The sequence below is a fragment of the Magnetospirillum sulfuroxidans genome, from assembly GCF_018224925.1.
In the GTDB taxonomy this organism is placed as follows: Bacteria; Pseudomonadota; Alphaproteobacteria; order Rhodospirillales; family Magnetospirillaceae; genus Magnetospirillum; species Magnetospirillum sulfuroxidans.
On sequence record NZ_JAGTUF010000016.1, the window covers coordinates 1 to 14,341 of the forward strand.

Consider the following 14,341-nt stretch of genomic DNA (forward strand, 5'->3'; position numbering starts at 1 on the left):
GGTGAAGGTGTAGGTGCCGTCGCCGTTATCGACCAGATCGCCGCCGCTGACCGACACATTGGCCACATGCAGGGCGTTGTCCACGTCCGACGCATTGGCCAGCAATTGCTCGGCGGTGATGGTGATCGAGCCCGAATCCTCGGCCATGTCGCCGAGATCGACGGTGCCGGTCACCACGGTGGCGTCGTCCGAGCCGGTGATGGTAACGGAAACATCCTGCGGCGCGCTGGCCACGGTGCCGTCCCAGGCCACGACCTGGAAGCTGTCGGTCGCCGTATCGCCGACATTGAGGCCGTCCTGGCCCGAAGCGGTGAAGGTGTATGCGCCGGTTTCCGGATCGATCACCATCGTGCCGGTATCGGTGGTCAACGTGGTCACCCGGTCGCCGTTCTCGTCCAGCAGGTAATAGCTGACCGTGTCACTGGCATCGATATCGCTGCCCGTCACCACGCCGCTATCGCTGCCGTTCTCGCCCAGGTTCAGGGCGTCGCTGGTCTCGACCACCGGGCCGTCATTGCTGCCGGTGATGGTGACGCTGACATTCTGCGGTTCGCTGACCGTATGGCCATCGGTCGCCGCCACCTGGAAGCCGTCGGTCGCGCTCTCGTTATCATCCAGCGTCGCCGCGTGATCATTGGCGGTGAAGGTGTATTCGCCCGTCGCCGGATCGATGACCACCGTGCCGTATTCGGTATCCAGCTCGGCCACCAATTCGCCCGTCGCCGGGTCGATGATGCCATAGGTCAGCGGGTCGCCGTCGGCGTCCACCGCGTCGATATCGCCCGAGCCGCTGCCGTCTTGGTCCACCGTCAGCTCGACCTCGGTCGGGCTGGTCACCACCGCCGTATCGTCAACCGCCGTCACGTCCAGGCTGGCGGTGGCCGAGGTGGCGACGCCGTCATCGGTGACCACGTCATAGCTGACGTCGATGCTGCCGTTGAAATCGGCCGCCGGGGTGAAGGTGTAGGTGCCGTCGCCGTTATCGACCAGATCGCCGCCGCTGACCGACACATTGGCCACATGCAGGGCGTTGTCCACGTCCGACGCATTGGCCAGCAATTGCTCGGCGGTGATGGTGATCGAGCCCGAATCCTCGGCCATGTCGCCCAGATCGACCGGGCCAGTGACCACGGTGGCGTCGTCGACGCCAATCACGGTGACGCTGACCTCTTGGGTGGTGGCGCCGCCCAGCTTGTCGATGGTCGTCACCTCGAAGCTGTCGGTGCCGCCCCAATTGTTGTCACTGGCGGTGAAGGTATAGTCGCCGGTGGCCGAATCGATGGTCACCGAACCGTGGGCAGTGGTCAGGGTGGTGATCGGGGCGCCGTCTTCATCGACACCGAAGGAATAGACGATATCGGCGCGGTCGATGGCATCGGCCACCGCGTTGTCGTTGTCGATATCGGTGGCGGCGACGGAACCGGTGACAATGGTCGCCCCGCCATCCGTGCTTTCGCTGCCGACACCGCCGGTCACGGTGATCACCGCTTCGTCATCGACGTTGGCGATATTGAGATCAACGACCTGGCTGACCGTGTTGCCTTCGTCATCGGTGACGTAAACGGTGAAGCTGTCTTCGCCGAAATAATTCTCGGAAGGCTGATACGAGTATGTGTTGTCGTCATTGACGGTGACGACGCCATGGGCCGGCACACTGAAGCTGATGATGACGTCGCCACCATCGGGATCAGACGCATCGACGCCGAAGCGCAGGGTTTCGTCTTCCTGCCAATTGATGGGGGTCGGGACCGGCTCCAGCGTCGGGTCAAGGAAAATACCCTTAATCACCGGCGGCAGGTCGATGAAGGTTTCCTGGACCACCGCTTCGGGCACGACCTCGGGAATAACCGCGTCTTCGACCACCACCTCTTCTTCGACGCCCCCCTCGGCCTCGACGACCGGGTCGAAGGTGATGCCTTCACCGAAAATGATGTTTTCCGCCGAAAGATCGTCCTGAACGGCAAGATTGACCGTCGGATCAATGATCTCGATGGCGGGCGCCTCGTCCATCGTCTCGATCGGCGGGACCTCGGCGGCGACGACCGGAGCCGGCGGCGCCGTCTCGATGGCGATGTCCTCGGCACCAATCAGGCCGGCCTGGAGGTTCAAGCCCTGCTGCACCTGATCGCCCGAGCCCGAGCCTTGGTGGATGGTGGCAAGACCGCCCATGGCGGCATCGCCGATATCGACATTGCGGACCAGATTAAGGCGGGATTCGCCCAGGCTTTGATTTCCGACATCGGACAGAACGGTGAGATCGTCCAGTGCCTGTTGCGCATTCTCGGTCGGGGCGGCGTTGGAATTCGCGTTCTCTTCCGAGGCGTCGGTCAGGTTTTCGTCGGCCATTTTCTGCTCCTAGGCAAAAAAAATCCCGGGCGCAATGCGCTCCGGGTTCATTCAGTCCGTATATTGTATCAAATTTTACGCAGAAGCCAGAGGATTTTAGGGGGCCGATTCCCCAGACAAAAGGTTCATCTGAATGAACCCGTGCACAAGCCCTCGGCTCAGCGCCGTCGCCCGCGCCCCTTGGGCCCATCCTTGCGAGAGCCGCCGCGCGCGCCGGCTGCAGCGGGAACCCCTAGTTCCTGGGCTTCCAGACGCCGCAACTCGTCGCGCAGCCGTGCCGCTTCCTCGAATTCCAGATCGGCGGCGGCGGCCTTCATCCGCTTTTCGATATCGGCCTTGACCGCGGCCAGGTTGTGGCCGACGCCATGGGCCAAGCCCGAATCGCCGGTATCGACGGTGACGTAATCCTTTTCATAAACACTGTCCAAGACATCGGACACCGCCTTGCGGATACCTTCCGGGGTGATGCCATGCGCGACATTATAGGCCTGTTGCTTTTCCCGCCGTCGGCTGGTCTCGCCCAGGGCGTATTTCAGCGATTCGGTCATCTTGTCGGCGTAAAGAATAACCCGGCCGTCGATATTGCGGGCGGCGCGGCCGATGGTTTGGATCAGCGAGGTCTTCGAGCGCAAAAAGCCTTCCTTGTCGGCATCAAGAATAGCCACCAAGGCGCATTCGGGGATATCCAAGCCCTCGCGCAGCAAGTTGATGCCGATCAGGACATCGAACGCCCCCAGGCGCAGATCGCGGATGATCTCGATGCGTTCAAGCGTGTCAATGTCGGAATGCAGATAGCGCACGCGCACGCCGTGATCGTGCATGTATTCGGTCAGATCCTCGGCCATGCGCTTGGTCAGCACGGTGACCAGGGTCCGGTTGCCCTTGGCGGCCATGGCCCGCACTTCGGCCAGCAGATCATCGACCTGATGTTCGACCGGACGGACCAGACAGATGGGATCGACCAGACCGGTGGGACGGATCACCTGTTCGGCGAAAACACCGCCGGTCCGTTCCATTTCCCACGGCCCCGGCGTGGCGGAAACAAACACCGAGGCCGGCCGCATAACCTCCCATTCCTCGAATTTCAGCGGCCGATTGTCGATGCACGACGGCAGACGGAAGCCGAATTCGGCCAGAATGCTTTTGCGGGCGTAATCGCCCCGATACATGCCGCCGATCTGCGGCACGGTAACATGCGATTCATCGACGATCAGCAGCGCGTCGGGCGGCAAATATTCGAACAGGGTCGGCGGCGGCTCGCCCGGATTGCGCCCGGTCAGATAGCGGGAATAGTTTTCGATGCTTTTGCAATGACCGGTGGTTTCCAACATTTCCAGGTCAAAGGTGGTGCGCTCGCGGATGCGCTGGGCCTCGATCAGCTTGCCCTCTTCCTCGAACCGGGCCACCGTGACCTTCATCTCGGCCTTGATGCCCTTCACCGCCTGGGTGATGGTCGGGCGCGGGGTGACATAGTGGCTGGAGGCATAGACCACCACTTCGGACAGCCGCACGGTCTTTTCCCCGGTCAGCGGATCGAATTCGGCGATGCCTTCGATTTCGTCGCCGAACAGCGAGATCTGCCAGGCGCGATCTTCGTAGTGGACTGGAAAAATTTCCACCGAATCGCCGCGCACCCGGAAGGTGCCGCGTTCGAAAGCGGTGTCATTGCGGGAATATTGCAGTTCGACCAGACGCTTCAGCAAATCCGAGCGGTCGATGCTTTCGCCCACCGCCAGCTTGACCGTCATGCGGGCATAGGATTCAACCGAGCCGATACCATAGATGCACGACACCGAGGCGACGATGATGACGTCGCGCCGTTCCAGCAACGCCCGCGTCGCCGCATGGCGCATGCGGTCGATCTGCTCGTTGATCTGGGAATCCTTCTCGATATAGGTATCGGTGCGCGGGATATAGGCTTCGGGCTGATAGTAATCGTAATACGAGACGAAATATTCCACCGCGTTATCGGGGAAAAAGCTTTTCATCTCGGCATAAAGCTGCGCCGCCAACGTCTTGTTGGGCGCCAGCACCAGCGCCGGGCGCTTGGTCGTGGCGATGACGTGGGCCATGGTGAAGGTCTTGCCCGACCCGGTCACCCCCAACAGCACTTGATCGCGCTCGCTGGCCTCCAATCCGGCCACCAGGGTGACGATGGCCGTGGGCTGATCCCCGGCCGGCTGATAATCGGACACCAGTTTGAACTCGGCCGGGCCGGTGGGCAGCTCGGGCCGATCGACGAAAGGCAAGGTGATGGGGGCGGTACTCACCCGGCCAGTTCCTTGCCACGCCGGGTCGCCGCCGCCACCGCTTGCTCCATCAGCGGCGCCATGCCGCCGGATTCCGCCATCAGCACCGCCAAAGCGGCGGCGGTGGTGCCGCCGGGGCTGGTGACGTTGATCCGCAATTGGGCCGAACTATCCGCCGATTGGCGCAGCAATTCGCCGCCACCCGCCACCGTGGCTCGGGCCAGACGGTCGGCCAGATCAGCCGGCAGACCGGCGGCCACCCCCGCCGCCGCCATCACCTCGGCCAGCAGGAACACATAAGCAGGACCGGAACCGGAAAGCGCGGTGACCGCGTCCATCTGGGTTTCGTCGTCGATCCACGCCACCTCGCCCACCGCTTCCAGCAGCGATTGAGCCAAAGCCTGTCCGGCCGCATCGGTTCCGCCGCCGGCGAAACACACGGTGATGCCGCGCTGCACCGCCGCCGGGGTATTGGGCATGGCGCGGATGATCGCGGCGGCTTCCCCCAGATGCTGGCGGAAAAAGGCGACCGGCTTGCCGGCGGCGATGGACAGGAAGGTGGTCTGGCCCGCCAGCCGGGCATAAGCCGGCAAAACGCCGGCCATCACTTGCGGCTTGACCGCCAGGATGGTGATGTCGGGGGCAAAACTTTTCGGGATCAGATCGGCATCGCCGATGACGGTGATGCCGGCCGGCAGCGCTTGGGCATGGGGGTCAACCACCACCACATCGGCGGCGCGAATTCCCCGTTGCAGCCAACCGACCAGCATGGCCGATCCCATCTTGCCGCAGCCCACCAGCAAAATCTTGGTCACGTCGCCCCCCTGTCGCTAAAAATGCACCGGGCCACAGATGACCACAGGCGGGCGGGACGGATCAAGCCTCGCCGACGGTATCCAGCAACGAACAGGCCACCGCGTCCTTGGCCGACTTGCCGCCCCAGATGACGAACTGGAAGGCCGGGTAGAAACGCTCGCACTCGGTCATGGCGATATCCATCAAATCTTCCACCTGTTCCGGCGACAAGCCATCGGCGCCGTTCACCAGCGAGGTGTGGCGGAACATGGGCACGCCTTCGTCTTCCCACAGGCCGAAATGCCCCAGCCATAGCTTTTCATTGATGGCGACCAGCAATTCGCAGATCACCGGACGCTTGGCATCGGGCACCTTCATGTCGAAAGCACAGGTGAAATGCATGGCGCCCATGTCCTCGCGCCACGCGAAATACAGCGAGTAATTGCACCACTTGCCGGGCATCTCGACCGCCAGCTCATCGTCGGAACGGCGGTCAAAGGCCCAATCATTGGCGGTAACGAATTGCTCGATCAAGTCCAAGGGGTTGATGACGAAGTCTTCCTCATGCGCGAGGGCAATGGACATGCTGTCGGCCTCCAGGGCTTACGTCGGAGCGGGGCGACCGCACGAATCCAACTATAGTATATGTGCAGCCGACGCCCCCTAAGGCTAGGCTATGCACAGGGATTGCCGCGATGCAAGGCAAAGCGTGCGGCATAGGTTCAATTGTTGTGGATAAGCCAGCAATAGTGACGCTGTTGTTACGAGGACTTTGCGTCAAGCTTGGCTTCCAGATCGGCCAGGCGCTTGGCCAGTGCCTCGTTTTCCTCGCGCGCCTTGATGGCCATGTCGCGCACCACCTCGAATTCCTCACGCGGGACCATGTCGACACCAGCCATGAAGCGTTCCATCTGCTGACGGATCAACGCCTCGATTTCGGCTTTCACTCCCGACAATGCCCCCAGCGCGCCACCGGCCATGCGGGCGATATCGTCGAAAAAGGGGTTCTGGGTCTGCATGGCTCGTACTCTTGTTTTGAAAGTCTGCACACATTATGGGCGGTGGACGGCGAATTGCAATGCCGCCCGCCCCGTCCTATAACCAAGACCGGTAATTTTCGTGGGAGCACATGGGCCATGATCGTCGTCACCGGAGGCGCCGGCTTTATCGGATCCAACATTCTGGCGGCGCTGGAAGCGCGCAACGCCGGCAAATTGGTGGTCTGCGACCGCTTGCGCTCCAACGAGAAGTGGAAGAACTTGGCCAAGCGGGAACTGGCCGACATCGTCCACCCCGAGCAATTGTTCGATTTCTTGGAAGCCAACCGCAAGCATATCCAGGTGATCTTTCACATGGGGGCGATTTCGGCGACCACCGAAACCGACGGCGACAAGATCGCCGCCAACAATTTCTCGCTGTCCCTGGCTTTGTGGAAGTGGTGCGCCCTGTCCAACGTGCGCTTCATCTACGCCTCGTCCGCCGCCACCTATGGCGATGGCGCCCAGGGCTTCGATGATGATTGGTCGATCGGTCATCTGGCCAAACTACAGCCGCTGAACGCCTATGGCTGGTCCAAGCATCTGTTCGACCGCCGCGTCGCCCGCAAGATCGAACAGGGATCGCGCAAGCCGCCGCAATTCGCCGGCCTGAAATTCTTCAACGTCTACGGCCCCAACGAATATCACAAGGGCGCCCAGCAAAGCGTGGTGTCGCAGATTTATCCGCACGCCAAGCAAGACGCCGCCTATCAGCTGTTCCGCTCGCACAATCCGCACTACAAGGATGGCGGACAGATGCGCGACTTCATCTGGGTGCAAGATTGCGTCAACGTGATGATGTGGCTGCTGGACAATCCCCAGGTCAACGGCATCTTCAATGTCGGCACCGGCCAGGCGCGCTCGTTCATCGATCTGGCCTCGCAGGTTTACAAGGCCCTGGGCAAGGACCCCAAGATCAAGTTCCAAGACACCCCTGTCGCCATTCGCGACAAATATCAATATTTCACCCAAGCGAACATGAACAACCTGCGGGCGGCGGGCTATAACCAGCCGTTCACACCCCTGGAAGAGGGGGTGACCCAATACGTCCAGCACTTCCTGGACCGCCCCGACCGCTACAAATAGGCTGCCCTCATGCTGAGCTATCCGCATATCGACCCCATCGCCATCCAATTGGGGCCGATCGCCATCCGCTGGTACGCCCTGGCCTATATCACCGGGCTGACCTTGGGCTGGCTGTACATCAAGCGGCTGGTGCGCTTCCCGCCCCATGCCATGCGCGAGATCGACGTCGACGATTTTCTGGTGTGGGCGACCCTGGGCGTGGTGCTGGGGGGGCGGCTGGGCTATGTGCTGTTCTACAAGCCGGCCTATTACTTCAGCCATCCGCTGGAAATCTTTCAGCTGTGGCAAGGCGGCATGGCCTTTCACGGCGGCGCCCTTGGCGTCATCATCGCCATCATCTTGTTCGCCAAGCGCCGTGGCCTGAACCTGTTCGCCATTGGCGACGTGGTCTGCTGCGCCGTCCCCATTGGCCTGTTTTTCGGCCGCATCGCCAATTTCATCAATGGCGAGCTGTACGGCCGCGTCGCCCCCGACGCCATGTTGGCCATGGTGTTCCCCGGCGGCGGGCCGGAACCGCGCCACCCCAGCCAGCTTTATCAGGCCACCTTGGAAGGTTTGGCCCTGTTCATCGTCCTGGCGCTGCTGTGGCGGGTCCGGTCGTTCCGCGAACGGCGCGGCGCCTTGGCGGGGACCTTCCTGATCGGCTATGGCGTCGCCCGCATCATCGGCGAATTCTTCCGCCAACCCGACGCCCATCTGGGTTTTCTGATCGGTGGCGCCACCATGGGGCAATTGCTGTCGTTGCCGCTGATCGCCGCCGGCGCCGGGGTTATCGCCTGGGCCTTCAAGCGTGGACACCGCCCCTGATGACATCCCTGGCGGAAATCCTGGCCGAACGCATCGCCAAGGGCGGCCCGATCACCGTGGCCGATTTCATGGCCGAGGCGCTGGGTCACCCGGATTTGGGCTATTACACCACGCGCGAGCCGTTCGGGCTTGAGGGCGACTTCACCACCGCGCCGGAAGTCAGCCAGATGTTCGGCGAATTGCTGGGCCTGTGGTGCGCCCTGGTCTGGCAGATGATGGGGGCGCCCGAACGGGTGGTCCTTGCCGAATTGGGGCCGGGACGCGGCACCTTGATGAACGATCTGTTGCGGGCCGCGGCCGGCGTTCCGGCCTTTCTCAAGGCGGCGGATATCTGGCTGGTGGAAACCAGCCCGCGCCTGCAAGCCCGTCAGCACCAGACCCTGCGGGGCCGCGATGTGCATTGGTGCGAACGCTTCGACCAATTGCCCGATGGCCCCTTGCTGCTGGTGGCCAACGAATTATTCGACGCCCTGCCGGTGCGCCAATTTGAAAAGCAGGACGGCGCCTGGCGCGAGCGCATGGTCGGGCTGGGGCCGGCGGGTTTCGAATTCGTTGCCGGCCCCGCCACTCTGCCCGATCTGCCGGCGGCGGTGCTGGATGCCGAGGACGGCGCCATCGCCGAAATCAACGAGCCGGCGCGCGCCTTGGCCGCCGCCATCGGCAAACGCCTGAACCGTCAACCGGGCATGGCTCTGATCGTCGATTACGGTCATGCCCGCTCGGCATGCGGCGACACCTTGCAGGCGGTGCGCCGTCATCGCTTTCACCCGGTGCTGGAACAGCCCGGCCTGGCCGACATCACCGCCCATGTGGATTTCCAGTCATTGGCGGCGGCGGCGGTGCCGTCGCGAGCGTGGGGGCCGGTGCCGCAAGGCGACTTCCTGCGTGCGCTCGGAATCGAAACCAGGGCCCAGCTTCTCGCCAAAACCGGCGGCGACAAGGTGGCCGCCGAGATCATGGGACAGATGCGACGCTTGATCGATGCCGCCGAAATGGGCACTTTGTTCAAAGCCTTGGCCCTCGCATCGCCCACCATGGCCGCGCCGCCCGGCTTCGTCAGTTGAAGGTCCCCCGATGATTACCCTGTCCGCGCTCAACGAGATTATCCGCATCCGCCACGGCTTCTTCACCCGCGAAGGCGGCGTGTCACAGGGAATCTACGCCTCGTTGAATTGCGGCCCCGGCTCGGCCGACGACCCGAAGGCCGTGGCCGAAAACCGCGCCCGCGCCATGGCCATGATGGAATTGCCGCCACACGCGCTGGTGACCGTGCAGCAGGCCCACACCGCCGACGTGGTCACCGTCACCGCGCCGTGGACCGCCGATGCCCGCCCGGTGGCTGACGCCATGGTCACCACCACCCCCGGACTGGCCTTGGGCATCCTGACCGCCGATTGCGCCCCGGTTCTGCTGGCCGACCGCAAGCAAGGGGTGATCGGCGCCGCCCATGCCGGCTGGAAAGGCGCCGTCGGCGGCGTCTTGGAAAATACCATCGCCCGCATGGTTGAACTGGGGGCCAAGCCCAAGAACATCGTCGGCGCCATCGGCCCCTGCATCGGCCAGCGCTCGTATGAAGTCGGCCCCGACTTTCCCGCCCCGTTCATGGCTGAAAGCGCCGACAACGCCGATTTCTTCGCCCCCGCCGCCCGCGCCGGACATTTTCTGTTCGACCTGCCCGGCTATGTCTCGCGCAAGCTGGCCCGGTCCGGGCTGGTCGACGTCACCCGCGTCCCCGCCGACACCTGCCGCGATCAGACGCGCTTTTTCAGTTATCGCCGCACGACCTTGGCCGGTCAGCCCGATTACGGCCGCCAAGTGTCGGTGATCGTGCTGGAACGCTGAAATGCCCTATTTAATCATGTTCGCCGCCTTCCTGGCCCTGGCCGCCCTGACCACCTGCGTGGCCATGGTCGCGGGATGAAGGCGACATTGCGCCCCGTGCTCTTCATCGCCGCCCTGACGGTACTGGCGGCCTGCGACACAGTTCCCAAACCCTTCCGCCACGAAGACGGCGTCATCAGCGCCCTGGCCCGGCCCAAATTGGGACGCGGCATCGCCTTGCGCCCCAGCGACGACCTGGGCCAAAGCGACATCTTGATGGCAGCGGTGATCCAGGCGTTCGAGGACCGCGAAGTGCCGGTGACCCTGCGGCACGGCCCCGGCTTCGGCCGGGTTATCGAGGCCAGCCCGGAAGGACACGCCGCCCAGGGACAGGGCATCGTCTGGCGGCTGCTGGCCGCCGATGGCAGCGAAATGAACCGTCTGGTCACGACGCCGGCCACCCTGGCCAAGCTGGCCGCCGCCCAGGTGGCGGCGCAATTCTATCCCTTGCTGGAAGATCCCGACGCCAAACCGCAGATCGCCGCCGGCACCACCTTGCCGCCGCGCCCGGTGGTGCGAATCGAGCCGATGAAGGGCTTGCCCGGCGACGGCGACACCGTCTTGCCGCAAGCCCTGGCCAAAGCCTTGGGCCGCGAACGCATCGACGTGACCGACACCGCCCCCTATACCGTGGTCGGCGTCGTCAGCGTCGCCCCCTCGGGCGCCAATGAGGACACCGTCACCATTTCCTGGCTGGTCAAGCGCGGCGGCGCCGGCGGGGCGCAATTGGCCCGCATCGACCAGGGCGGCGCGGTGCCGCGCGGCCGCCTCAATCTGACCTGGGGCAGCATGGCCCGCGATATCGCCGAAGGCGGCGCCTCGGGCGTGGCCGAAGTGGTGCGACTGGCCGAACGCAATCGTCAAGAGCAGGAAAGCGCCGCCGGGTCAAGGCAGTTTACAGAAGCGGGACCGGCTGATATAGGAAAGCCAGAATTAAGCGATCAGACTAATTCGGCGCCGACACCCTCGCCGATGCCTTCGGAACCAGCCCCATCCGCGGTGGCCGGACCGTCCGAGGCGCCGTCTCCGGCATCTCCGGCCACGCCCGACACGGCGGAACCGGCACCGCCGAAGCCGGTCAAGGCGGTGGTAAAGCCTAAGTCCAGCGCCAAGAGCTCGCCTAAGCCGACGAAAGCCCAAAAGGCCCAGACGGCTCCCCGGATCAAGACCGACAGGTAACCGCAATCATGAAAATCCTCGCCTGTAACAGCAATCGCCCGCTCGCGGAAGCGATCGCCGAATACATGACCATGTCCATCACCAAGGCCAGCGTGCGCCGGTTCTCGGACATGGAAGTGTTCGTGGAAATCCACGAGAACGTCCGCGGCGAGGATGTCTTCGTCATTCAATCCACCTGTTATCCGACCAATGATAACCTGATGGAATTGCTGATCACCCTTGATGCCCTCAAGCGCGGCTCGGCCCGGCGCGTCACCGCCGTCATCCCCTATTTCGGCTATGCCCGCCAGGACCGCAAGTCCGGTCCGCGCACGCCGATCTCGGCCAAGCTGGTCGCCAACCTGATCACCACCGCCGGCGCCAACCGCGTCGTCACGCTGGACCTGCATTCAGGTCAGATCCAGGGCTTCTTCGACATCCCGCTGGACAATTTGTACGCCGCCCCGGTGTTCGTCAACGACATCCGCGCCCGCTATGACAACGTCATGATCGTCTCGCCCGATGTGGGCGGCGTCGTCCGCGCCCGCGCCATCGCCAGCCGCATCGACGCCGATCTGGCCATCATCGACAAGCGGCGCGAACGCGCCGGGGTGTCGGAAGTGATGAACATCATCGGCGACGTCAAGGGCCGCCGCTGCATTCTGGTCGATGATATCGTCGATTCCGCCGGCACGCTTTGCAATGCCGCCGAAGCGCTGATGAAGGCCGGCGCCGTCTCGGTTTCCGCCTATGTCACCCACGGCGTGCTGTCCGGCGGCGCCGTCGCCCGCGTCACCTCCTCGCCCATGGAAGAATTGGTGATCACCGATTCCATCCCGGCGACCGAGGCGATCAAGCTGGCCCACAACATCCGTCAGGTCACCATCGCCCCGCTGATGGCCGAATCGATCCAGCGCATTTCGGAAGAACGCTCGGTTTCCAGCCTGTTCGACTGATTGCCTCAGCCCAGACAAAAAGCCCCGGAAGCCGGCTTCCGGGGCTTTTTTCTTTTACCCCCTGCCGATGAACCGCCCCGCCGGATCGGTTCATGCCGAGGCGGCGACGCTTAAACGGCGCATGGGATTTGTTACCCCTTGCGCCGCGACACCCAGCCGCCGAAGCACAGCGCGCGGAAATAGGGTTTGGGGGGCTCAAAGCCGGCTTGGTCCAGCAATTCGGCCAGCCGCTGCTCGGTCACCGGATGGATGTCGCGATCCACATGGCGAAAGCCGCGGGCGATGTCTTCTGCGCCAATGCCCGCCGATTTCTGCAAATGCCCCCAGAAGGTGCGCAATTCCGCTTGCCACGGTTCGTCCCAGGCGGGACCGAACAGATCGGCCTGGACCAGCGGCGCGCCGGGCTTAAGGTGCTGGGCGATGTCGGTCAACAACCCCAGCTTGGCCCCGTCATCAGGAAGGAAATGCAACACCAGCAGCAAGGTGGCGGCATCGAAGGGTTCGAATTTCGGCAGGTCCGACACCTTGGACGGATACAACCGCACCCGCGCCGTCAGCCCGTGTTCCTTCACCTTTTGCTCGGCATGGGCCAGCATGTCTTCGGCCGGGTCGACTCCGACCACATGCAAGGCGGGACAAGCCTGGGCCAAGGCGATGCACTCGCCGCCGGTTCCGGCGCCGGCCACCAGGACCCGGCCATGACCACCGGTGCTTTCCGCCAGCACCATGCACGACAATTCATGCAGCGCCTCGTAGCCGGGGATCGCCTCGCGCACGCGGCGGTCATAGGCCTGCGCCCTTTCGGCATCGAACATGGCTTTGGCATCGACACTCATCTTTGTTCCTCCGGCGGAAAACCGTTTAATTGGCGCAAGCCCTCGCCCACCGCCAAGGTGGCCGCCAGGGCCACATTGAGCGAACGCAATCCCGCAGCCATGGGAATGCGCAAGGCAATATCAGCGCAGGCGGCGACATCGGCCGGCACACCGGCACTTTCGCGCCCGACCATGATGACATCGCCGGGGGTGAAGGAAAAGCTGTCCAAACGGGTGCCGCCCGCCGTGGTCAGCAAGACAAGCCGCCGTCCGGCCAAGGCTTGGCGAAAGACGGCCCATGACGAATGCCGATCGACCCGAGCGTGATCGACATAATCCATCCCGGCCCGACGCATGCGCTTTTCATCCCACAAAAAACCGCACGGCTCGATGATATCCAAAGGGATTCCAAGGCATGCCGAAAGTCTTACCAAGGTCCCGGCATTTTGCGGAATATCGGGCTGAAACAAGGCCAAACGTAATAAATCCATAGCGAATCCTCAATGCTCTACCCGTTCAGGTGGGAAACGCCCTGCCGAAGAGAGACCGCCTTAATTAGCAGTATCTTATGTTAGAGTGACTCCCCTGTTGAATCACAAGGGGCAATGTGGTTAATAGGGCCGCTTCCGCGGGCCAACAAGAGGTTTAGTCATGGCTGATTCGGCTACGCATGCCCAGCCCTCGTCGACGGATGGGCAGTCTCGGCGGGATTTCCTGCTGTACTCCACCATCGCTGTCGGCGCGGTCGGGACCGCCGCCGCCCTGTGGCCGTTCGTGCATAGCATGAACCCGGCCGCCGATACTTTGGCATTGTCCACCACCGATGTGGATCTTGCCGCCATTCAACCTGGACAAGCGATCACCGTCGTTTGGCAGGGCAAGCCGGTTTTCGTGCGTCACCGCACGGAAGAAGACATTGCCTTGGCCACCAAGGACGATTCCGCCGAACTGCGCGACAAGATGGCTGACGCCACCCGCGTGCAGAAGCCGGAATGGCTGATCGTCGTCGGCGTGTGCACCCATTTGGGGTGCGTGCCGCTGGGTCAAAAGGCGGGCGATCCCAAGGGTGATTTCGGCGGCTGGTTCTGTCCCTGCCACGGGTCGCACTACGATACGTCGGGACGCATCCGCAAGGGTCCGGCGCCGTTGAACCTTCCGGTGCCGAAGTATTCGTTTACTTCCGACACCACCATCCGCATCGGGTAAGGATC

General features: G+C 63.3%; 14 protein-coding genes. 7 read left to right on the forward strand and 7 right to left on the reverse strand.

The window, feature by feature from the left end; translation table 11 throughout:
- From KEC16_RS14750 to KEC16_RS14770, 5 genes are all read right to left on the reverse strand, one after another.
- A partial coding sequence (locus KEC16_RS14750; RefSeq protein WP_211550282.1) for a tandem-95 repeat protein occupies positions 1–2,346 on the reverse strand: 2,346 nt, incomplete at its 3' end.
- Between the two features lie 158 nt (positions 2,347–2,504).
- Complete coding sequence (uvrB, locus tag KEC16_RS14755) at positions 2,505–4,616, reverse strand: excinuclease ABC subunit UvrB (protein ID WP_428846063.1); 2,112 nt, start codon at positions 4,614–4,616, stop codon at positions 2,505–2,507.
- Positions 4,613–5,410 (reverse strand): pyrroline-5-carboxylate reductase, encoded by a 798-nt coding sequence (gene proC, locus KEC16_RS14760; protein ID WP_211550285.1) that lies wholly within the window; start codon positions 5,408–5,410, stop codon positions 4,613–4,615. The genes uvrB and proC overlap by 4 nt, the downstream gene beginning before the upstream one ends.
- Positions 5,411–5,471: 61 nt before the next feature.
- Positions 5,472–5,975 (reverse strand): type III secretion system chaperone family protein, encoded by a 504-nt coding sequence (locus KEC16_RS14765; protein ID WP_211550286.1) that lies wholly within the window; start codon positions 5,973–5,975, stop codon positions 5,472–5,474.
- 176 nt (positions 5,976–6,151) lie between these two features.
- Positions 6,152–6,409 carry an accessory factor UbiK family protein gene (locus tag KEC16_RS14770; RefSeq protein ID WP_211550288.1) on the reverse strand — a complete coding sequence of 86 codons (258 nt, stop codon included), beginning with the start codon at positions 6,407–6,409 and terminating at the stop codon, positions 6,152–6,154.
- A 117-nt stretch (positions 6,410–6,526) separates the two neighbouring features.
- On the opposite strand from KEC16_RS14770, the gene rfaD reads away from it, so the two are divergent.
- From rfaD to KEC16_RS14800, 6 genes are all read left to right on the forward strand, one after another.
- Entirely contained in the window at positions 6,527–7,513 is a 987-nt protein-coding gene (gene rfaD, locus KEC16_RS14775; RefSeq protein ID WP_211550290.1) for an ADP-glyceromanno-heptose 6-epimerase, read from the forward strand.
- Between the two features lie 9 nt (positions 7,514–7,522).
- A complete protein-coding gene (gene lgt, locus KEC16_RS14780) occupies positions 7,523–8,320 on the forward strand; it encodes a prolipoprotein diacylglyceryl transferase (RefSeq protein ID WP_211550292.1) in 798 nt (265 codons plus the stop codon).
- Entirely contained in the window at positions 8,320–9,384 is a 1,065-nt protein-coding gene (locus KEC16_RS14785; protein ID WP_211550294.1) for a class I SAM-dependent methyltransferase, read from the forward strand. Before lgt ends, KEC16_RS14785 begins: the two co-directional genes overlap by 1 nt.
- A 10-nt stretch (positions 9,385–9,394) precedes the next feature.
- A complete protein-coding gene (gene pgeF / locus KEC16_RS14790) occupies positions 9,395–10,162 on the forward strand; it encodes a peptidoglycan editing factor PgeF (RefSeq protein WP_211550296.1) in 768 nt (255 codons plus the stop codon).
- Positions 10,163–10,249: 87 nt separating this feature from the next.
- On the forward strand, positions 10,250–11,380 hold the full coding sequence (locus tag KEC16_RS14795) for a hypothetical protein (protein WP_211550298.1): 1,131 nt from the start codon (positions 10,250–10,252) through the stop codon (positions 11,378–11,380).
- Between the two features lie 8 nt (positions 11,381–11,388).
- On the forward strand, positions 11,389–12,315 hold the full coding sequence (locus tag KEC16_RS14800; protein ID WP_211550300.1) for a ribose-phosphate pyrophosphokinase: 927 nt from the start codon (positions 11,389–11,391) through the stop codon (positions 12,313–12,315).
- Between the two features lie 131 nt (positions 12,316–12,446).
- On the opposite strand, the gene KEC16_RS14805 is transcribed toward KEC16_RS14800, so the two are convergent.
- Positions 12,447–13,151, reverse strand: coding sequence for a class I SAM-dependent methyltransferase (locus KEC16_RS14805; protein WP_211550302.1), 705 nt, complete (start codon positions 13,149–13,151; stop codon positions 12,447–12,449).
- The gene (locus tag KEC16_RS14810; RefSeq protein WP_211550304.1) at positions 13,148–13,621 is read right to left on the reverse strand and encodes a tRNA (cytidine(34)-2'-O)-methyltransferase; all 474 of its coding nucleotides are present in this window, start codon (positions 13,619–13,621) and stop codon (positions 13,148–13,150) included. The genes KEC16_RS14805 and KEC16_RS14810 overlap by 4 nt, the downstream gene beginning before the upstream one ends.
- A 160-nt stretch (positions 13,622–13,781) precedes the next feature.
- Between KEC16_RS14810 and petA the strand changes: the two genes are divergently transcribed.
- Positions 13,782–14,336 carry a ubiquinol-cytochrome c reductase iron-sulfur subunit gene (gene petA, locus KEC16_RS14815; protein WP_211550306.1) on the forward strand — a complete coding sequence of 185 codons (555 nt, stop codon included), beginning with the start codon at positions 13,782–13,784 and terminating at the stop codon, positions 14,334–14,336.
- Positions 14,337–14,341: the final 5 nt, after the last annotated feature.

Coding starts and splice junctions, on each gene's coding strand:
- lgt (WP_211550292.1), top strand. CDS start 7,523: ATGCTGAGCTATCCGCATATCGACCCCATCGCCATCCAATTGGGGCCG.
- KEC16_RS14810 (WP_211550304.1), bottom strand. CDS start 13,621: ATGGATTTATTACGTTTGGCCTTGTTTCAGCCCGATATTCCGCAAAAT.
- KEC16_RS14805 (WP_211550302.1), bottom strand. CDS start 13,151: ATGAGTGTCGATGCCAAAGCCATGTTCGATGCCGAAAGGGCGCAGGCC.
- pgeF (WP_211550296.1), top strand. CDS start 9,395: ATGATTACCCTGTCCGCGCTCAACGAGATTATCCGCATCCGCCACGGC.
- KEC16_RS14765 (WP_211550286.1), bottom strand. CDS start 5,975: ATGTCCATTGCCCTCGCGCATGAGGAAGACTTCGTCATCAACCCCTTG.
- rfaD (WP_211550290.1), top strand. CDS start 6,527: ATGATCGTCGTCACCGGAGGCGCCGGCTTTATCGGATCCAACATTCTG.
- KEC16_RS14770 (WP_211550288.1), bottom strand. CDS start 6,409: ATGCAGACCCAGAACCCCTTTTTCGACGATATCGCCCGCATGGCCGGT.
- petA (WP_211550306.1), top strand. CDS start 13,782: ATGGCTGATTCGGCTACGCATGCCCAGCCCTCGTCGACGGATGGGCAG.
- KEC16_RS14785 (WP_211550294.1), top strand. CDS start 8,320: ATGACATCCCTGGCGGAAATCCTGGCCGAACGCATCGCCAAGGGCGGC.
- KEC16_RS14800 (WP_211550300.1), top strand. CDS start 11,389: ATGAAAATCCTCGCCTGTAACAGCAATCGCCCGCTCGCGGAAGCGATC.